At 64.5% G+C, this 17079-nt stretch carries 14 protein-coding genes; 4 read left to right on the top strand and 10 right to left on the bottom strand.

Annotation, left to right across the window (positions count from 1 at the left end; genetic code table 11):
• Positions 1 to 2: 2 nt before the first annotated feature.
• From FJV83_RS14545 to FJV83_RS14525, 5 genes are all read right to left on the bottom strand, one after another.
• Positions 3 to 1082 carry an imelysin family protein gene (locus tag FJV83_RS14545; RefSeq protein WP_142886558.1) on the bottom strand — a complete coding sequence of 360 codons (1080 nt, stop codon included), beginning with the start codon at positions 1080 to 1082 and terminating at the stop codon, positions 3 to 5.
• Complete coding sequence (locus FJV83_RS14540) at positions 1082 to 2683, bottom strand: di-heme oxidoredictase family protein (RefSeq protein ID WP_142886557.1); 1602 nt, start codon at positions 2681 to 2683, stop codon at positions 1082 to 1084. Before FJV83_RS14540 ends, FJV83_RS14545 begins: the two co-directional genes overlap by 1 nt.
• Before the next feature lie 12 nt (positions 2684 to 2695).
• Entirely contained in the window at positions 2696 to 3181 is a 486-nt protein-coding gene (bfr, locus tag FJV83_RS14535; RefSeq protein WP_019863056.1) for a bacterioferritin, read from the bottom strand.
• Positions 3147 to 3458 carry a (2Fe-2S)-binding protein gene (locus FJV83_RS14530; RefSeq protein WP_142877124.1) on the bottom strand — a complete coding sequence of 104 codons (312 nt, stop codon included), beginning with the start codon at positions 3456 to 3458 and terminating at the stop codon, positions 3147 to 3149. Before FJV83_RS14530 ends, bfr begins: the two co-directional genes overlap by 35 nt.
• Before the next feature lie 112 nt (positions 3459 to 3570).
• Positions 3571 to 4860, bottom strand: coding sequence for an imelysin family protein (locus FJV83_RS14525; RefSeq protein ID WP_142886612.1), 1290 nt, complete (start codon positions 4858 to 4860; stop codon positions 3571 to 3573).
• A gap of 434 nt (positions 4861 to 5294) precedes the next feature.
• On the opposite strand from FJV83_RS14525, the gene FJV83_RS14520 reads away from it, so the two are divergent.
• Positions 5295 to 6548: an FAD-dependent oxidoreductase gene (locus FJV83_RS14520; RefSeq protein WP_142886556.1), complete on the top strand. Its 1254-nt coding sequence runs from the start codon at positions 5295 to 5297 to the stop codon at positions 6546 to 6548.
• Between the two features lie 118 nt (positions 6549 to 6666).
• Here the strand turns inward: FJV83_RS14520 and FJV83_RS14515 are convergent, their stop codons facing one another.
• Complete coding sequence (locus FJV83_RS14515; protein ID WP_095771966.1) at positions 6667 to 7944, bottom strand: 4-aminobutyrate--2-oxoglutarate transaminase; 1278 nt, start codon at positions 7942 to 7944, stop codon at positions 6667 to 6669.
• Positions 7945 to 8177: 233 nt separating this feature from the next.
• Here FJV83_RS14515 and FJV83_RS14510 point away from each other — a divergent pair, with 233 nt between their 5' ends.
• Genes FJV83_RS14510 through FJV83_RS14500 form a run of 3 tightly spaced genes read left to right on the top strand, consistent with a single transcriptional unit; the run spans position 8178 to position 13479 of the window.
• Positions 8178 to 9317 (top strand): efflux RND transporter periplasmic adaptor subunit, encoded by a 1140-nt coding sequence (locus FJV83_RS14510; protein ID WP_142886555.1) that lies wholly within the window; start codon positions 8178 to 8180, stop codon positions 9315 to 9317.
• Positions 9314 to 10384 carry an efflux RND transporter periplasmic adaptor subunit gene (locus FJV83_RS14505; protein ID WP_142877119.1) on the top strand — a complete coding sequence of 357 codons (1071 nt, stop codon included), beginning with the start codon at positions 9314 to 9316 and terminating at the stop codon, positions 10382 to 10384. Before FJV83_RS14510 ends, FJV83_RS14505 begins: the two co-directional genes overlap by 4 nt.
• Positions 10384 to 13479 (top strand): efflux RND transporter permease subunit, encoded by a 3096-nt coding sequence (locus tag FJV83_RS14500; protein WP_142877118.1) that lies wholly within the window; start codon positions 10384 to 10386, stop codon positions 13477 to 13479. The genes FJV83_RS14505 and FJV83_RS14500 overlap by 1 nt, the downstream gene beginning before the upstream one ends.
• A gap of 39 nt (positions 13480 to 13518) precedes the next feature.
• Here FJV83_RS14500 and FJV83_RS14495 read toward each other — a convergent pair whose 3' ends face one another.
• From FJV83_RS14495 to FJV83_RS14480, 4 genes are read right to left on the bottom strand one after another with little or no spacing between them, the layout of a single operon-like run.
• Positions 13519 to 14265, bottom strand: a complete 747-nt coding sequence (locus tag FJV83_RS14495; RefSeq protein WP_095771965.1) for an ABC transporter ATP-binding protein — start codon at positions 14263 to 14265, stop codon at positions 13519 to 13521.
• Positions 14262 to 15098, bottom strand: a complete 837-nt coding sequence (locus tag FJV83_RS14490; RefSeq protein WP_142886554.1) for an ABC transporter ATP-binding protein — start codon at positions 15096 to 15098, stop codon at positions 14262 to 14264. The genes FJV83_RS14495 and FJV83_RS14490 overlap by 4 nt, the downstream gene beginning before the upstream one ends.
• Positions 15095 to 16015 (bottom strand): nickel transporter permease, encoded by a 921-nt coding sequence (nikC, locus tag FJV83_RS14485; RefSeq protein ID WP_095771803.1) that lies wholly within the window; start codon positions 16013 to 16015, stop codon positions 15095 to 15097. The genes FJV83_RS14490 and nikC overlap by 4 nt, the downstream gene beginning before the upstream one ends.
• A complete protein-coding gene (locus FJV83_RS14480; protein WP_095771802.1) occupies positions 16012 to 17073 on the bottom strand; it encodes an ABC transporter permease in 1062 nt (353 codons plus the stop codon). Before FJV83_RS14480 ends, nikC begins: the two co-directional genes overlap by 4 nt.
• Positions 17074 to 17079: the final 6 nt, after the last annotated feature.

Here is a 17079-nt window from a genome sequence, read left to right as displayed (position 1 = left end):
GCTCAGTCCCCATCCAATGACGAAAACCCGGCGGTCAGGCCGAATTCGGCGGTCAGCCGGGTGCCGATCAGGGTCGACAGGCTGGAGGTGATCAGCGCGAAATGCTCGAGCTTTTCGCGCAGCGCGGGGTCGGCGAGCGTCTTGTCGATCGGACCCTGGATCGATTTCGCGGTGGCGACGCCGTTGACCAGCTGGATGTGGAGGGACTCCGCCATCCAGCGTGCATCGAGCGGTAGCGCATCGCCAAGTTTCGAGGCCTGGAACAGCGCGTCGACGCCGGCGAGATTTCCGGCCAGCGCATTGGCGGTGTTTTGCGAGCGCCAGTAGATTGCCTGTTTCGGCTTGTCCGAATCCGGCTTGCCGCCAAGGAAACCTTTCAGGCGGACATCCCTGACCATCTCCAGCTCGTTGATGAAAACGCCGACCAGTTCGGTGACCGCTTCGTTGCCGTCGCGGTAGAGCGCGTTCTGCGGTCCCGGATTGGCCCAAAGCGCGGCAAAGCCGTCCGGCTTGTTCCAGGCCGCGCTGACGTCACCGGCCATGGTTTCGATATTGCCGGCAACCGCCGCGCCATAGGCGCAGCGATAGGGATCGTCCTTGCCCGCCAGCGCGTCGGCGCCGTCGCCGAAAAGCACGAACTCCAGCGCGCCGAGCCCCTGCATGGCGACGCTCTTGCCGGCCAGTTGTTTCGGATCGGTCGCCGTCGAATCCTTGTCCGCCAGCGCCGCCTGCACCTGTTTCAGGCCTATGCTCTTGCGATCCGGCCAGTAGAGGATGCGCTCCAGCCGATTGTTCTCCTTGATCGGGCCGAAACCGATGATTTCGGCCGACGACCAGGCATAGACCGTGGCCGAGAATTCGGCCCGCACCGCATCCAGCTCTCCTTGCGAGGGCGCTTCACAGAGCTTGTGCATCGCATGCGTCAACGCTTCCGCATGCTGGTGCAGATCGGCATAGGCCGGACGGACAAAGCCGTCGATTGCCCGCTGGATGATGTCGGAGGCTTTCACCGCCGCCGAGGCCGGGAAAACACCGAGCAGAGCCAGCGGAAGAACGAGAACCAGTGCAGAGCGCTTCAGCATCACAGTGACTCCAGGAATTTGACCAGCGCATCGCGCTCGGCCGCGTTGGCGGCGGCAAAGCGGTCGCGCGCCTTCCGCGCCTCGCCACCATGCCACAGGATCGCCTCGGTCAGGCTGCGCGCGCGGCCATCATGCAGAAAGAAGGAATTGCCGTTGACGGTTTCGGTGAGGCCGATGCCCCACAGCGGCGGGGTGCGCCATTCGCTTCCCGTCGCATCGCCCACCGCCTGGCCGTCGGCCAGGTCGGGTCCCATGTCGTGCAGCAGGAAATCGGAATAGGGCCAGATCAGCTGGAAGGCCTGCGCTTTGTCAGGCGCATCCCGACGAGTGACGAATTTCGGCGTGTGGCAGGAAACGCAGCCGATCTCGTAAAAGAGCTTCTTGCCGGCGAGCGCGCCAGGCGCGGCGAGATCGCGGCGCGCCGGCACCGCCAGGTTCTGCGAATAGAAGGTGACGAGATCCATCACTGGCGGCGGCGCCTCGACCGGGCCGAGGCGCGCCTGCACGCCATTCGGCATGGCCAGGCATTTTGCCTGTGCGGTGGTGCAATCGCCCCAGTGCTTTGGTTGTTCCGGCGTCGAGATGCCGATGTCACCGGCGAAGGCGTCCGCCGCCTGCTGGCGGATCGTCGCGGTCTGTGCTTTCCAGCCGAAACGGCCAAGCGTCAGTTCGCCACTCAGCCTGTCACGCACGATGTTCGGCTTGCCGGAGATGCCGTCATTGTCGCGGTCTTCCGGATCGGCATGAGCAAGAATGTCAGCCGGCGCGATCTGCTCGATCAGGCCAAGGCCGATCATCGGCGGCGTCAGGCGCGGCGACAGCGTGGTGCGCGGATCAAGCGGCCCATAAGCGAGATCGGTGACGGAGTAGCTGGGCTTGCGTAGGGAAACCGCCGTGCCGTCCGCCAGCGTCACCTGCCGTTCCTGATAATCGACGCGCATCCGGCCTTCGCCGCGCAAGCCGGGCACGGCCAGCTCCTGCAACTGCGTCCCATAGACCGGGTCGGGGAAATTGGGCAGATCGCGGTCGGCAATGGCCGACTTTTCCTCTGCGCTGCTGGCGTCGCGCGCCAGCCGCAGGAACATCGAGGTGGTGCCGATATCGCCTTGCGGCGGGCGACCGCGGCCGTCCTTCAGATGGCAGTTCTGGCAGGCGCGTTCGTTGAACAGCGGACCCAGCCCGTCCGACGCCTGCGTCGAAGATGGCGACGACACCCAGTTCTTGCGGAACAGGGCGTCGCCGAGCTTGAAAGTGCCCTGTTGCTCGAAGCTGATGTTGGCCGAGGATTGCGAGAAGGCGTCGCGGCTGACGTCTTTCTCAGACGTGCCGGCGCCGCCTTGCATCAGTTCGAACGGCTCGGGTTTGGAGAAATCCGTGGTCAACCTGGTGACGGCGGTGACGCGCGCCTGATCCTTGGCATTGAGGTCGCTGCGCGTCGTGGCGAGTCCGGCCGGCTGAAGCTCGCCGGCAATCGCGGGCGATGTCAGCGCCAACACGAGAATGGTGCAGCGCCGACGAGCCAGTCCGGCTGGTCTCTTCAGGTGAAGCGGCGAGCCATCGGCCCGCCGCAAGCGGCGGGATAATTCTAGCAGGCGCCGCATTCCCGCATGCCTTTACTCCGCCTCGTTGGCCGAGTCGGCGTTGAGCTGGCCGTACTTCTCCTCGCCGATCGAGGCGAGCAGGTCGAGCTGCGTCTCGAGGAAGTCGATGTGACCTTCCTCGTCAGCCAGCAGATCCTCAAACAGTTTCATCGTCACGTAGTCGCCCACCTCATGGCAGATTTCGCGCGAACGCTTGTAGGCCGTGCGCGCGTCATATTCGCCGGCAAGATCGGATTCGAGCACTTCCTTGACATTCTGCCCGATGCGCAGCGGCGCCACGGACTGCAGGTTCGGATGGCCTTCAAGGAAGATGATCCGGGCGATGAGCCTGTCGGCGTGGTGCATCTCCTCGATCGATTCCGCCCGCTCCTTCTTGGCCAGCTTCGTGTACCCCCAATCCTCCAGCAGACGGAAATGCACCCAATATTGATTGACGGCTCCAAGCTCCAGGAAAAGCGCCTCGTTAAGCCGCTCGATGATCAGACTTTCGCCTTTCATGGGTTCTGCTCCCGTATTGGACGCGCAGGCCTCTGACGCGATCCAGGTGTGAAACGACATCGGCGCCGCTCGCCTCCGAGCGGGCGTGGTAATTTTCGGTAACCCGAATGATCGTTTCGACCACATTTGGGAAACAGCCGCAACAGCGGCCACGCTTTTGCATCGCGTGATAGACCTTGGCCGGCACGATGAGTTGCCAGGGGTCCAGGTCCAGCAGCCCGATGATCGTCTGCTCGATCTCCTTCTCGGTGATGACATTGCAATGGCAGATCAGCATTTACAGGGCTCGGATGGCTGACGGCGCCTCCCGCGCCGTGTGGCTTGTTCTGGTCCCGGAGCCCATTTCGAAGCCGATTATCAGCTTCCGACCGGGCTCCAGGTTTCGGCGCTTACTTGAACACCTTGTCGGGTGCGTCGAGGCTGTCGGAGCCTTCGAAGGCGATGGCGTTGAGTTTCAGCGAGCCGACGGCACGCTCGATCGATTTGGTCTGATCGATCAGGGCGTCGATCGCTGCCTGCACGGTGGCGTTGCCCGCAGCGTTACCCTCGGCGATCTGCTGGTCATAGGCCTCGCCGGCCTCGGCCCGCGCCTTGATCGCCTCCATCTTGGCGACGGTGACGTCGAGCTTGTCAGACAGCTCCTTGTCGATCGCAGGATCGGCCGCCTTGACCATGTCATGCACCGAAGGTCCGGAAACGACGGTGCCGTCGAGGCGCCTGTAGCTGGCCAGGTAGGCGGCGCGGATGCCTATCGCATCATAGAGGTGGGAATTGTAGGTGTTGTCGGAGAAGCAGTCTTGCTCCTCCTCGGGATCATGCAGCATCAAGCCGAGTTTCATGCGTTCACCGGCCAGTTCGCCGTAGGACAGCGAGCCCATGCCGGTGAAGATGACCGAGATCGCCGTGTTCGGCTCGCCATCGACCAGGTTCTTGCGTGCGGCCCCGTCTTCCTTCCAGTCGTTGACCATCTTCTGCAGGTCCGAAACCAGAAGGGTGGTGGCGGACTTCAGATATTCGGCACGGCGGTCACAATTGCCGCCGGTGCAGTTCTTGAGGTCGTAGTCGGTGTAAGGGCGCTCGCCGGCGCCCGGGCCGGTGCCGTGCAGGTCCTGGCCCCAGAGCAGGAATTCGATGGCGTGATAGCCGGTGGCGACATTGGCCTCGACGCCGCCGGCTTGCTGCAGCGTGCCGGAGAGGAATTCCGGCGAAAGCTTCGAGGCATCGACCTTCTTGCCGTTGATCTCGATTTCCTTGTTGGCGATCACATTGGCCGTATAGAGCGAATTCGTGTCCGATTCCGTGCCGTAGCTCTTGGCGACATAGTCGATCAGGCCTTCGTCCAGCGGCCAGGAATTCACCTCGCCTTCCCAGTCGTCGACGATCTTGTTGCCGAAGCGGTAGACCTCGGTCTGCTGGTAGGGAACGCGCGATGCCTTCCAGGCGGCGCGGGCGGCATTGAGCGTTTCCGCCGACGGGTTGGCCAGCAGCGCATCGACCGCCTCGTCGAGAGCCTGCGCCGTGGTCAACGAATCCTCATATTTGGCAAGCGCGATGTCGGAATAGGTCCTGATGACCGCTTTCGCGTCGGTTTCCGCCTTGGCAGGCAGCACGAACACCGCCGCCGTCAGCAGCGCCGTGGCACCAATCGCCGCCAGCCTGCCGCCATATCGTGCTGTCATCATCACTCTCCAGTTTCTCGGAAATTCCATAAGCGGCGCGCGCGGCGACCGGCGCGAGGCCACGTCGTTGCCAAGAGCGCCAAGACTTGCCGCGCCATTGCGCGGTTCAGGGAAGAAAGACACCAAAATGCCTCCAATCGAACGGGTTCAAGGCCCAGACATCAAAGGGATGCGCCAATACGCAGGCTTCCATAAAGCTTCGACGCCGATGGAAGTCAACGAAAATCTGCGGGAAAAGCCAATTGAAACAATAGTTTAGAATTATTCTAAACTACAGAAGTCAACTTTACACCTCGACTGCGCCGGCTTCGCTGTCGAACTGTACGATTGACAGCCGCCGTTCCGGGTGCGACCCGCAAACGCTCTCTTGCGGCGGCGCCAGACAATTGCCACCTGCCGAGAGATCCTAGGATCGAATCAGGATTTGGGACGCGATGAAGAACGGCGTGGTCATTGTCGGTGCGGGTCATGCGGGCGTGCAAGCGGCCGCCAGTCTGCGCGAGGACGGCTATGACGGGCCGGTGATCCTCATCAGTGACGAGAACGAACTGCCCTACCATAAGCCGCCGCTGTCGAAGACCTTCATCAAGGATGCCGACGCCAAGCCGCAACCGCTTCGGGGTGAGGCCTTCTATACCGGCAGCGCCATCGACTACCGGTCGGACGTGCGGATCGAGCGCATCGATGTCGGCGGCCGCAGCCTGGAGATATCAGGCGGCGGCATGCTTGCCTTCGACCATCTGATCCTGGCGACCGGGTCGCGCCCGCGCCTCCTGCCGCTGCCAGGCGCTGATCTGGCCGGCGTCTTGTCGCTGCGCTCGCTGGCCGATGCACGGCGGATCCGCGACCTGAGCGCACGGAGCGAAGATGTCGTCATCCTCGGTGGCGGCTTCATCGGGCTGGAGATCGCCGCGACGCTGCGCGCGGCCGGCCGCACGGTGACGGTGGTGGAAGCGGTGGACCGGCTGCTTGGCCGCGCCGTGGCGCCGGTGGTGGCGAGCCATGTCCGGCAAAGGCTGGAAGCGACCGGCGTGCGCATCCTGACTGGCACCTCGATTTCAAGCCTCGAAGGCGAAAACGGCCATGTCGTCGCCGCCATCACCTCGTCAGGCGAAAGGCTGCCGGCGCGCATGGTCATCGTCGGCATCGGCGCCGTGCCCAATGTCGAACTGGCGCAGGACGCCGGTCTTGCCATCGCCAACGGCATCCGTGTCGATCACCAGATGCGCAGTTCGGTGCCAGAAATCCTGGCCATCGGCGACGTCGCCTCTTACCGGCACTGGTTCACCGGCGGCGATGTGCGGCTGGAATCGGTGCAGAACGCCACCGACCAGGCCCGCCTCGCGGCGCGCACGATCACCGGTCACGCGGATGCCTATTCGGCGGTGCCATGGTTCTGGTCCGATATTGGCGACATGAAGCTGCAGATGGTCGGACTGACCGCCGGCGGCGACAGCCAAGTCGTGCTGGCCGAACTGCCCGACAACAAGTTCTCGATCTACCATTATGCCGGCGACCGGTTGCTCGGCATCGAATCCGTCAACCGCCCCGGCGACCACATGCTTGGCCGCAAGATGCTCGGCGCCGGCTTCTCGCCGACGCCGGAGACCGTGGCAATGGGTCCCGAAGGGTTGAAGGCGGCTCTGGCTGCCTTTCAGCAGGATGAGCCGGCAAGAGCTGCGGGATAGCCGCGCTTACCCTCCCCTTGTGGGGAGGGGTCGCTGCGAAGCAGCGGGGTGGGGGTCGGCGCAATGCCCCCACCCGGACCTGCGGTCTGACCTCCCCACCAGAGGGAGGTAAGGTGGTTCAGGCAGCGCAGACTTCACGGATCGAGCTCTCCAGTATGTCGAGGGCCTCGTTCATGACCTCATCCTGGATGGTGATCGGCGCGAGGAAACGGATGACGTTGCCGTAGACGCCGCAGGTCAGCAGGATCAGGCCCTTGTCGAGCGCCTTCAGCCGGATGGCGTTGGCGATCTCGGCCGACGGCAGGCCCTTCTTGACGTCGTTGAACTCGACCGCGTTCATGAAGCCGAGGCCTCTTATATCGACGATCTCGGGCACGTCGTCGCGGATCGACTGCAGGCGCTGCTTCAGCCGCGCGCCCAGCGTGTTGGCACGGTCGCACAGCTTTTCGTCCTCGATCACATCAAGCACGGCATGCGCGGCCGCAACGCCGATCGGGCTGCCGCCATAGGTGCCGCCGAGGCCGCCGGGGCCGGGCGCATCCATGATCTCGGCGCGGCCGGTGACGGCCGACAGCGGGAAGCCGCCGGCCAGGCTCTTGGCCATTGTGGTGATGTCGGCCGCGACGTCGTGGTGATCCATCGCGAACATCTTGCCGGTGCGGGCAAAGCCGGTCTGCACCTCGTCGGCGATCAAAAGCATGCCGTGCTGGTCGCAGAGCTTGCGCAGCGCGGTCAGGAATTCGCGCGGCGCCTCGTAGAAACCGCCCTCGCCCTGAACCGGCTCGACAATGATGGCGGCGACGCGGGCCGGATCGACATCGGCCTTGAACAACCGGTCGAGTGCGGCAAGCGAATCGGCAACCGACACGCCGTGCAGCGGCACCGGGAACGGCGCGTGATAGACGTCGCCCGGCATGGCGCCGAAGCCGACCTTGTAGGGCACGACCTTGCCGGTCAGCGCCATGCCCATGAAGGTGCGGCCATGGAAGCCGCCGGCGAAGGCGATGACGGCCGGGCGTCCGGTGGCATTGCGGGCGATCTTGATTGCGTTCTCGACCGCCTCGGCGCCGGTGGTGACGAAGATGGTCTTCTTGTCGAACTTGCCGGGCAGCATTGCGTTCAGCCGCTCGGCCAGCCTGACATAGCTTTCATAGGGCACGACCTGGTGGCAGGTGTGGGTGAAACGGTCGAGCTGCGCCTTGACCGCTTCGATCACCCTGGGATGGCGGTGGCCGGTGTTGACGACGGCGATGCCAGAGGAAAAGTCGATATAGCGACGGCCTTCGACATCCCAGATTTCCGAATTTTCGGCCCGGTCGGCATAGATTTGCGTGGTCATGCCGACGCCGCGCGAGATCGACTGGTTTTTGCGTTCGGAAATGGCTGAATTCTTCATGATATCCCTCATCGGGCCGGCGCCCGTCCTCGTTGATCAGGTGTCTTCTGACCTTATTTCACGTTTTCCTCAAGTCGGCACCACCGGCGGGCGATTGGGCCTGCGACGAGAAGATCCGGGCCTTAACCAGTCGGACGATACGCGTACGAGGCCGGTTTCCTTTTTGCGGGGATCGATTATCCTCCCGACATCCGCGAGGCATCGCGATCAGCGACCTGCGGCTGGGGGAGCCCATGATGAGGAACGCGACATCGTCCGTCTCGCCGCCATCCATCAAAACCTCCAGCCTTTTGTCATTTCCAATTGCCTCGGCAGTGTGCGCCTGCGCAGCCGCATTGCTGCTGGCCGGCTGCCAGAAGCAGGAAGCGGCGGACAAGAAACTGCCAATCATGGTGCGCACCGAAACGGTGGCGATGGCCGACTATGCGCCGAGAACCTCGCTGACCGGGGTGATCGCCGCGCGCACGCTGAACAATCTGTCGTTTAGGGTTGGCGGCCGCATTGCCGAGCGGCTTGTCGATGTCGGCCAGCATGTCGACCAGGGGGTGGTGCTTGCCCGCATCGATCCGCAGGAGCAGCAATCCGACCTGCGCTCCGCACAGGCCGATCTCGATGCAGCACGAGCGCAGCTGACCCAGTCCGCCGCCGCCTTCGACCGGCAGAAGACGCTGCTTGCCCAGGGCTTCACCACAAGGCGCGACTATGACGCCGCCGACCAGGCGCTGAAGGTGGCGCAAGGCAGCGTCGATGCCGCGCAGAGCGCATTCGCCAACGCCCAGCAGAATCTGTCCTTCACCGAGCTCAAGGCGGGTGCCGCCGGCGTCATCACCGCCCGCCAGGTCGAAACCGGCCAGGTAGTGCAGGCGGCACAAACCGTCTTCACCGTCGCCGAGGACGGTGACCGCGATGCGGTGTTCAACGTGCAGGAGACGCTGGTCGCCAGGACGCCGGCCTCGCCGGCGGTGACGATCACATTGTTGTCCGACCCGCAGGTCCGGGCGACAGGCAAGGTGCGCGAAATCTCGCCGGCGGTCGACCAGGCTTCCGGTTCGATCCGGGTCAAGGTCGGCATTGCCGACACGCCAGCCGGCATGCCGCTGGGGGCGGCCGTCATCGGCTCGGTCAGCGCCAAGCCGGCGAAGGCGATCCTGCTGCCCTGGCAGGCGCTGACATCCAGCGCCGGCAAGCCGGCGGTGTGGATCGTCGACCCCTCGACCAAGGCGGTGGCGCCGACGCCGGTCGAGGTGCAAGCCTTCGATTCAGGCACGGTCGTCATCACCGGCGGACTGAACGAGGGCCAGAGCGTCGTGACCGCGGGCGGGCAGTTGCTCAGTCCTGGCCAGACGGTCGAGATATCGGGAGCGGCCCAATGAACCGGCCTGTCATGCTTGGCCTGTTCGCGCTTGGCGCGCTCGCCGCCTGCTCGAAATCGGAGGAAAAGCCGCCGGAGGTCATCCGGCCGGTCCTGTCGATAGTGGTCGAGCCGCGCACCACGCAGACCTTCGGCTTTGCCGGCTCGGTCGAGCCGCAGGTCAGCGCCGACCTTGCCTTCCGCCTGCTTGGCCGGGTCGTCTCGCGCGACGTCAAGGTCGGCGACATCGTCAGCAAGGGCACGACGATCGCCGCACTCGACCCGACCGCGCTGGAGCTGGCGGTACAAGCAGCCAAGGCCGAGCTCTCCAATGCCGAGGCCCAGTTCGCCAACGCAGCCGCCAGCGAGGAGCGCCAGCGCCAGCTGCTTGCCTCGGCCAACGCCTCGCAGGCCGTCTTCGACGCCGCCCAGCAGGCACGCAAGGCCGCGGAAGCCAATGTCGAGCGGGCCAAGGCTTCGCTTGCCAAATCGCAGGAGCAGCTTGGCTACGCCAGGCTGTTCTCGGATTTCGACGGCGTCGTCACCGCTGTCGGCGCCGAAGTCGGGCAGACCGTCTCGGCCGGCCAGACGGTCGTCACCGTGGCACGCTCGGATCTGCGCGAAGCCGTGGTCGATATTCCCGATCAGTTGACCGGCGATCTGACGGCCGGCACGCCGTTCCAGGTCATCCTGCAATCGCTGCCGACGATCGAGACCCAGGCCAAGCTGCGCGAGATCGCGCCGCAGGCCGAGGGCTCGACCCGTACCCGGCGAGTCAAGCTGACGCTCACCGATCCGCCGCAGGCCTTCCGGCTCGGCTCGACGGTGACGGCGACCCGCGTGACCAAGGTGGCGCCGACGATCGAACTGCCCATCTCGGCGCTGCTGGAAAAGAACGGTGCCGACAAGGTGTGGATCGTCGATCCGCAGACATCGAGCGTGAGCACGAAAGAGATCAAGGTGGCCGCCAAGGGTGCCGCAACCTTTACCGTCGCCGAAGGGCTGGAGGCCGGCATGCGCGTCGTCACCGCGGGCGTCCACAGCCTGAGCGAAGGCCAGAAGGTCAAAGTGCCGGAGGGCGGCGTCTGATGAAGGGCTTCAATCTCTCCGACTGGGCGCTAAGCCACCGCTCCATGGTCTGGTATTTCATGCTGGTCTTCGTGGTGGCCGGCATCTTCTCCTACCTCAATCTCGGCCGTGAGGAAGACCCTAACTTCACCATCAAGACGATGATCATCCAGGCCAACTGGCCGGGCGCCTCCGTCAAGGAGACCTTGCAGCAAGTCACCGACCGCATCGAGAAGAAGCTCGAGGAACTCGACAGCCTCGACTACACCAAATCCGTCACCACCGCCGGCCAGACCGTCATCTTCGTCAACCTGAAGGACACCACCAAGGCGCGCGATGTCGTGCCGAACTGGATTCAGGTGCGCAACATGGTCAACGACATCAAGGCACAGCTTCCGCAAGGCGTGCAGGGACCGTTCTTCAATGACCGCTTCGGCGATGTCTACGGCAACATCTACGCCTTCACATCGGACGGGCTGACGCCGCGCCAATTGCGCGACTATGTCGAGGATGTCCGCGCCAAGGTCCTGACCGTGCCCAATGCCGGCAAGGTCGATCTCGTCGGCGCGCAGGACGAAGCCATCTATCTCGAGTTCTCGACCCGCCAGATCGCCGCCCTCGGCCTCAACCAGCAGGCGATCGTGGCAAGCCTGCAGGCGCAGAACGCGATCACGCCGTCCGGCGTCATCCAGTCTGGACCGGAGCGCATCAGCGTGCGCGTCGGCGGCCAGTTCACCTCCGAGGACAGCCTTCGCGCCATCAACCTGCGCGTCAACGACCGCTTCTTCCGGCTGAGCGACGTGGCGACGATCACGCGCGGCTATGCCGATCCGCCAACGGCGCTGTTCCGCTTCAACGGCCAGGACGCGATCGGGCTCGCCATCGGCATGAAGCCCAACGCCAATCTGCTGCAGTTCGGGGAGGCGCTGCATGAGGAGATGAACAAGGTGCTGGCCGACCTGCCGGTCGGTGTCGGCGTGCATCTGGTTGCCGACCAGCCGGTCATCGTCGAGGAGGCCGTCTCGGGCTTCACCCGCGCTTTGTTCGAGGCGGTGGCCATCGTGCTCGCAGTATCGTTCATCAGCCTCGGCATGCGGGCCGGCTTCGTCGTGGCGCTGTCGATCCCGCTGGTGCTGGCCATCACCTTCACGGTCATGGCCTATCTCGGCATTTCGCTGCAGCGCATTTCGCTCGGCGCGCTGATCATCGCGCTCGGCCTTTTGGTCGACGACGCGATGATCGCCGTCGAGATGATGGTGGCGCGGCTGGAGGTCGGCGACAATCTGCGCAAGGCGGCCACCTATGTCTACACCTCGACCGCCTTCCCGATGCTGACCGGCACGCTGGTGACGGTCGCCGGCTTCATCCCGATTGGGCTCAATTCGAGTGCCGCCGGCGAATACACTTTCACCCTGTTCGTCGTCATCGCCGTGTCGCTTTTGGTGTCATGGATCGTGGCGGTGCTGTTCGCGCCGCTGCTCGGCGTCACCATCCTGCCGGCGACGATGAAGACGAAACACCATGACCAGCCGGGACGCTTCACTTCGCTGTTCCGGCGCGTCCTTGTCGGCTCGGTGCGCCACCACTGGCTGACCATCATCGCCACGGTGCTGTTGTTTGCCGCCTCGATCGCCGGCTTCGGTCTCGTCCAGCAGCAGTTCTTCCCGCCCTCCGACCGGCCCGAGCTGATCGTCGACTGGAACCTGCCGCAGAATTCCTCGATCGCCGAGACGCGCGACCAGATGGAGCGCTTCGAGCAGCGGGCGCTGGTCGGCAATCCCGATATCGACCATTTCTCGTCCTATATCGGCGAGGGCGCGGTGCGCTTCGTGCTGGCCTATGACGTGCAGCCGGCCAACCCCTATTTCGGCCAGACCGTGATCGTCACCAAGAGCATCGAGGCGCGCAACCGGGTCAAGCCGGCGCTGGAAAAGCTGCTGCGCGAGGAGTTCGTCGGCACCGACGCCTTCGTCAAATTGCTCGAACTCGGGCCGCCGGTCGGCCGTCCGGTGCAGTACCGCGTCGGTGGTCCCGACATCCAGACGGTGCGCGAGCTGGCACAGCAATTCGCCGGCGTGATCTCGGCCAATCCGAAGCTGGCAGCCCCCACCTTCGACTGGAACGAGCCGCAGCGCGTGCTGAGGGTCGACGTGCTGCAGGACAAGGCCCGCCAGCTCGGCATCACCTCTTCCGACATCGCCAGCGCGCTGAACAGCACGGTCGGCGGCGCCACCATCACGCAGGTGCGCGACGCCACCTATCTGATCAATGTCGTGGCGCGCTCACGCGATGCCGAACGCGGCTCGATCGGGACGCTGCAGAACATGCAGTTGCCGACCAGCACCGGCGAGGCGATCCCGCTCGCGGCGGTGGCCAACTTCCGCTACGAGCTGGAGCAGCCGACAGTATGGCGACGCGACCGCATTCCGACGATCACCGTGCGCGCCGGACTGGTCGGCGACGTGCTGCCGGCCACCGTGGTCAACGAGCTGAAGCCATCGGTCGATGCCTTCATCGCCAAGCTGCCGCCGGGCTATTCTGTCGAGACCGCCGGCTCGGTCGAGGAAAGCGCCAAGAGCCAGGGTCCGATCGCGGCCGTGGTGCCGCTGATGCTCTTCGTCATGGCCACGATCCTGATGATCCAGTTGCAGAGCTTCCAGCGCCTGTTCCTGGTGGTGGCGGTGGCGCCGCTCGGGCTGATCGGCGTGGTCGCGGCCCTGGTGCCGAGCGGCGCGCCGCTCGGCTTCGTCGCCATCCTCGGCGTGCTGGCGCTGATCGGCATCCTGATACGCAACTCGGTCATCCTGATCGTGCAGATCGAGGACCTCGTCGCCGAGGGCAAGGACCGCTGGGCGGCCGTCATCGAGGCGACCGAACACCGCATGCGGCCGATCGCGCTGACGGCGGCCGCCGCCAGCCTGGCGCTCATCCCGATCGCACGCGAAGTGTTCTGGGGGCCGATGGCTTATGCCATGATGGGCGGCATCATCGCGGGCACGGCGATCACCCTGCTGTTCCTGCCGGCGCTTTATGTGACGTGGTTCAGGATCAAGGAGCCGAAGCAATCGAGCCAAGCTGGACACAGCGAAGCCTTGCCAGAAGGCGGAGCAGCCTGAGGCTCGCCTGGCGCCAAGAAGTCGATTTAATAAATTTGGCTACGCCCTCACGAAGCCATCGCTCGCTCTCAGCAGATTGCGCGTGTAATCCTCGGTCACGCGGTGCGCGACAAGTTGGGCTGCCGTGAGGTTCTCGACCGCCTCGCCGCTTTGCATCACCATCAGCCGCTCGCACATATGGGTGATGATGGCGAGGTCATGGCTGACCATCAGGAAGGTCAGCTTGCGCCGTCGGCGGACCTCTTCCAAAAGGTTGAGCACTTCGGCCTGCACCGAGGCATCCAGCGCCGAGGTCGGCTCGTCGAGCAGCAGGATTGACGGCTCGAGGATCAGCGCGCGTGCGATCGCCACACGCTGGCGCTGGCCACCCGACAATTGATGTGCGTAGCGGAAGCGGAAACCGTTGCCGAGACCGACTTCATCGAGCGCGCGTTCTATGCGCTTTTCGCCATCGGCAAAACCATGGATGGCAAGCGGCTCCTGCAGCAGCCGGTCGACGGTCTGGCGCGGGTGCAGCGAGCCATAAGGATCCTGGAAGACCATCTGCACTTCGCGATAAAAGGCCTTGTCGCGGCGCGCGCCGAGCGTCTTGCCGTTGACGGTGATGCTGCCCGAAGCGACCGGCGCAAGGCCGGCGATCGCCCTGAGCAGCGTCGATTTGCCGGAACCGCTCTCGCCGACCAGGCCGAAGGATTCGCCTGACCTGACTTCGAGGCTGACGCCTTTCAGCGCGCGAAAGCGGTCGAAGATCACTTCCAGCCCGTCGACGGTGATCGCAGCTGTCATGCCGCCCACTCCGCCTTGCGGTCGAGCACTGGCAGAGGGTGACGCTCGAAGCCGATCCTGGGCATGCAGTTGAGCAGGCCGCGCGTATAGGGATGCTGGGCCTGGCCTAGTTCGGAAGCCTTGAGCTGCTCGACCACCTTGCCGGCATACATGACAATGACGCGATCGCAGAAGGACGAGACCAGGCGCAGATCATGCGAAATGAAGATCAGGCCCATGCCGCGATCGCTGACCAATTTATCGAGAATGCCGAGCACGTCGAGTTGCACTGTGACGTCGAGCGCCGAGGTCGGCTCGTCGGCGATCATCATTTCCGGTCCGGCGATCAGCATCATGGCGATCATGGCGCGCTGGCCCATGCCGCCGGAGACTTCATGCGGGTGCAGCTCGAAGACCCGCTTGGGATCGCGGATCTGGACCGCCTCCAGCATGGCCAGCGCGCGCTCGCGCGCCTCGGCCTTGGAGACCTTTTCATGCGTGCGCAGCGTTTCGACGATCTGGCGGCCGATGCTCATCACCGGGTCGAGCGAGTATTTCGGATCCTGCAGGATCATGGCGATGCGGTTGCCCCGCAATGCCCGGCGCTGACGCGGCGAGATGCCGAGCAGGTCAATGCCGTCGAAGGCCAATTTTTTGGCCGATATCCTGGCCTGCGGCGGCGTCAGGCCCATGATGGCGCGGCCGGTCTGCGATTTTCCCGAGCCGCTTTCGCCGACGATGCCGAGCCGCTCGCGGCCTAGCGTGAAGGACACGCCGCGTACCGCCCGGACCAGGCCGGTGCGCGTCGGAAAATCGACCCTAAGATCGTCGACGTCGAGCAGGGTGTCGCTCATTGGTCACCGCTCCGCGGATCGAGGGCATCGCGCAAGCCGTCGCCAAGCAGGTTGAAGCCGAGGCTGACGATGAGGATGGCGAAGCCGGGCGCGCCGGCCACCCACCACTGGTCGAGAATGAAGCGGCGGCCCGACGCGATCATGGTGCCCCATTCGGGCAGCGGCGGCTGCGCGCCGAGGCCGAGGAAACCGAGGCCGGCGGCGATCAGGATGATGCCGGCCATGTCGAGCGTCACCCGGATGATCAGCGAGGAGATGCAGAGCGGCATGATGTGGCGCAGCACGATGCGGAAGGGCGAGGCACCCATCAGTTGTACTGCCTTGATGTAATCGGAATTGCGCACGGTCAGCGTTTCCGCGCGCGCAATTCGCGCATAGGGCGGCCATGAGGTGATGGCGATGGCGAGCACCGCGTTTTCGATGCCGGGTCCAAGGGCGGCGACGAGGGCCAGCGCCAGGACCAGCTTGGGGAAGGCGAGGAAGACATCGGTGATGCGCATCAAGATGGCATCAGTCCAGCCGCCGGCATAACCGGCGACGGTTCCGACCAGCAGGCCGATGGGTGCGGCGATGATGGCGACCAGGATGACGACGTAGAGCGTCCAGCGCGAGCCGTAGAGGATGCGCGAAAGGATATCGCGGCCGAGGTCGTCCGTGCCGAACCAGTGCCCGGAACTCGGCGCCAGCAGCCGCGCGTTCTTCAGGTCGCCGAAGGTCGGCGAATAGGGTGCCAGCACGCCGGCGAGGGCCGCGATGACCAGCAGGGCGATGATGATCAGCAGCCCGACAAAAGCCAGCCGGTTGGCGGAAAAACGCCGCCACGCGACATAGGCGCGGCCAAGCCTTGCCTGCATGCGGGAGGCCGGCCGCTCGCTGAGCAGCCAATCGCGACGGCTCTGGATCGCCTCGGCGCTCATCCTGCCTTCGTCCTTGGATCGAGCACGCGGTACAGAAGATCGGACAGAAGATTGATGCCAATGAAGACCGAACCGATGGCGATGGTGCCGCCGAGCACGGCATTCATATCGGCATTCTGCAGCGAATTGGTGATGTAGAGACCGATGCCGGGCCAGGAAAAAACGGTTTCGGTCAGCACCGAGCCTTCGAGCAGGTTGGCATAGGAGAGCGCGATCACCGTCACCATCGGCACGGCGGCGTTGCGCAGCGCGTGGGCCCAGATGATGCGCCGTTCCGACAAGCCCTTGGCACGCGCGGCGACGATGTATTCCTGCGCGAGTTCGTTGAGCATGAAGGAACGCGTCATGCGGCTGATATAGGCGAGCGAAAAATAGCCGAGCAGCGAGGCCGGCAGGACAATGTGGCGGTAGGCGTCCCAGAAGACATCCCATTGCCCCTGCATCGCCGAATCGAGAAGGTAGAAACCGGTGATCGGCGTGAAGGTGTATTCGTAGACGACATCGAGCCGCGCCGGGAAAGCCACCCATTGCAGCTTGGCGTAGAACAGCACCAGTGCCAGCAGGCCGAGCCAGAAGATCGGCACGGAATAGCCGATCAGGCCGATAATGCGCACGATCTGGTCGATGATGCTGCCGCGCCTGACCGCCGCCAGCACGCCGAGCGGCACGCCGATGAACGAGCCGATCAGTGTTCCCAACGTCGCCAGTTCGATGGTTGCGGGAAAAGCACGACGGATGTCGGTCATGACCGGATTGGTGGTCAGCACCGAGGTGCCGAAATCACCGCTCAGGGCATTCTTCACATAGATGTAGAATTGTTCGATCAGCGGCAGGTCGAGGCCCATCTCGCGGCGCGTGCGCTCGACGACATTGGCCGGCGCCCGGTCGCCGAGCACCGCCAGCACCGGGTCGATCGGGATGACACGGCCGATGAAGAAGGTGACCGCGAGAAGACCAAGGTAGGTCGTCACCGCGATGACCAGGAAACGGCCGATCGCCGACGCAATGGCGACGGCGCGGGCGCTGCCGCGCCCGCTCTCGTTTTCAACCGCGCTCATGCGGCG

Source organism: Mesorhizobium sp. WSM4307, from assembly GCF_007003945.1.
Taxonomy (GTDB): Bacteria; Pseudomonadota; Alphaproteobacteria; order Rhizobiales; family Rhizobiaceae; genus Mesorhizobium.
This window is presented reverse-complemented; position numbering and strand designations above follow the sequence as displayed.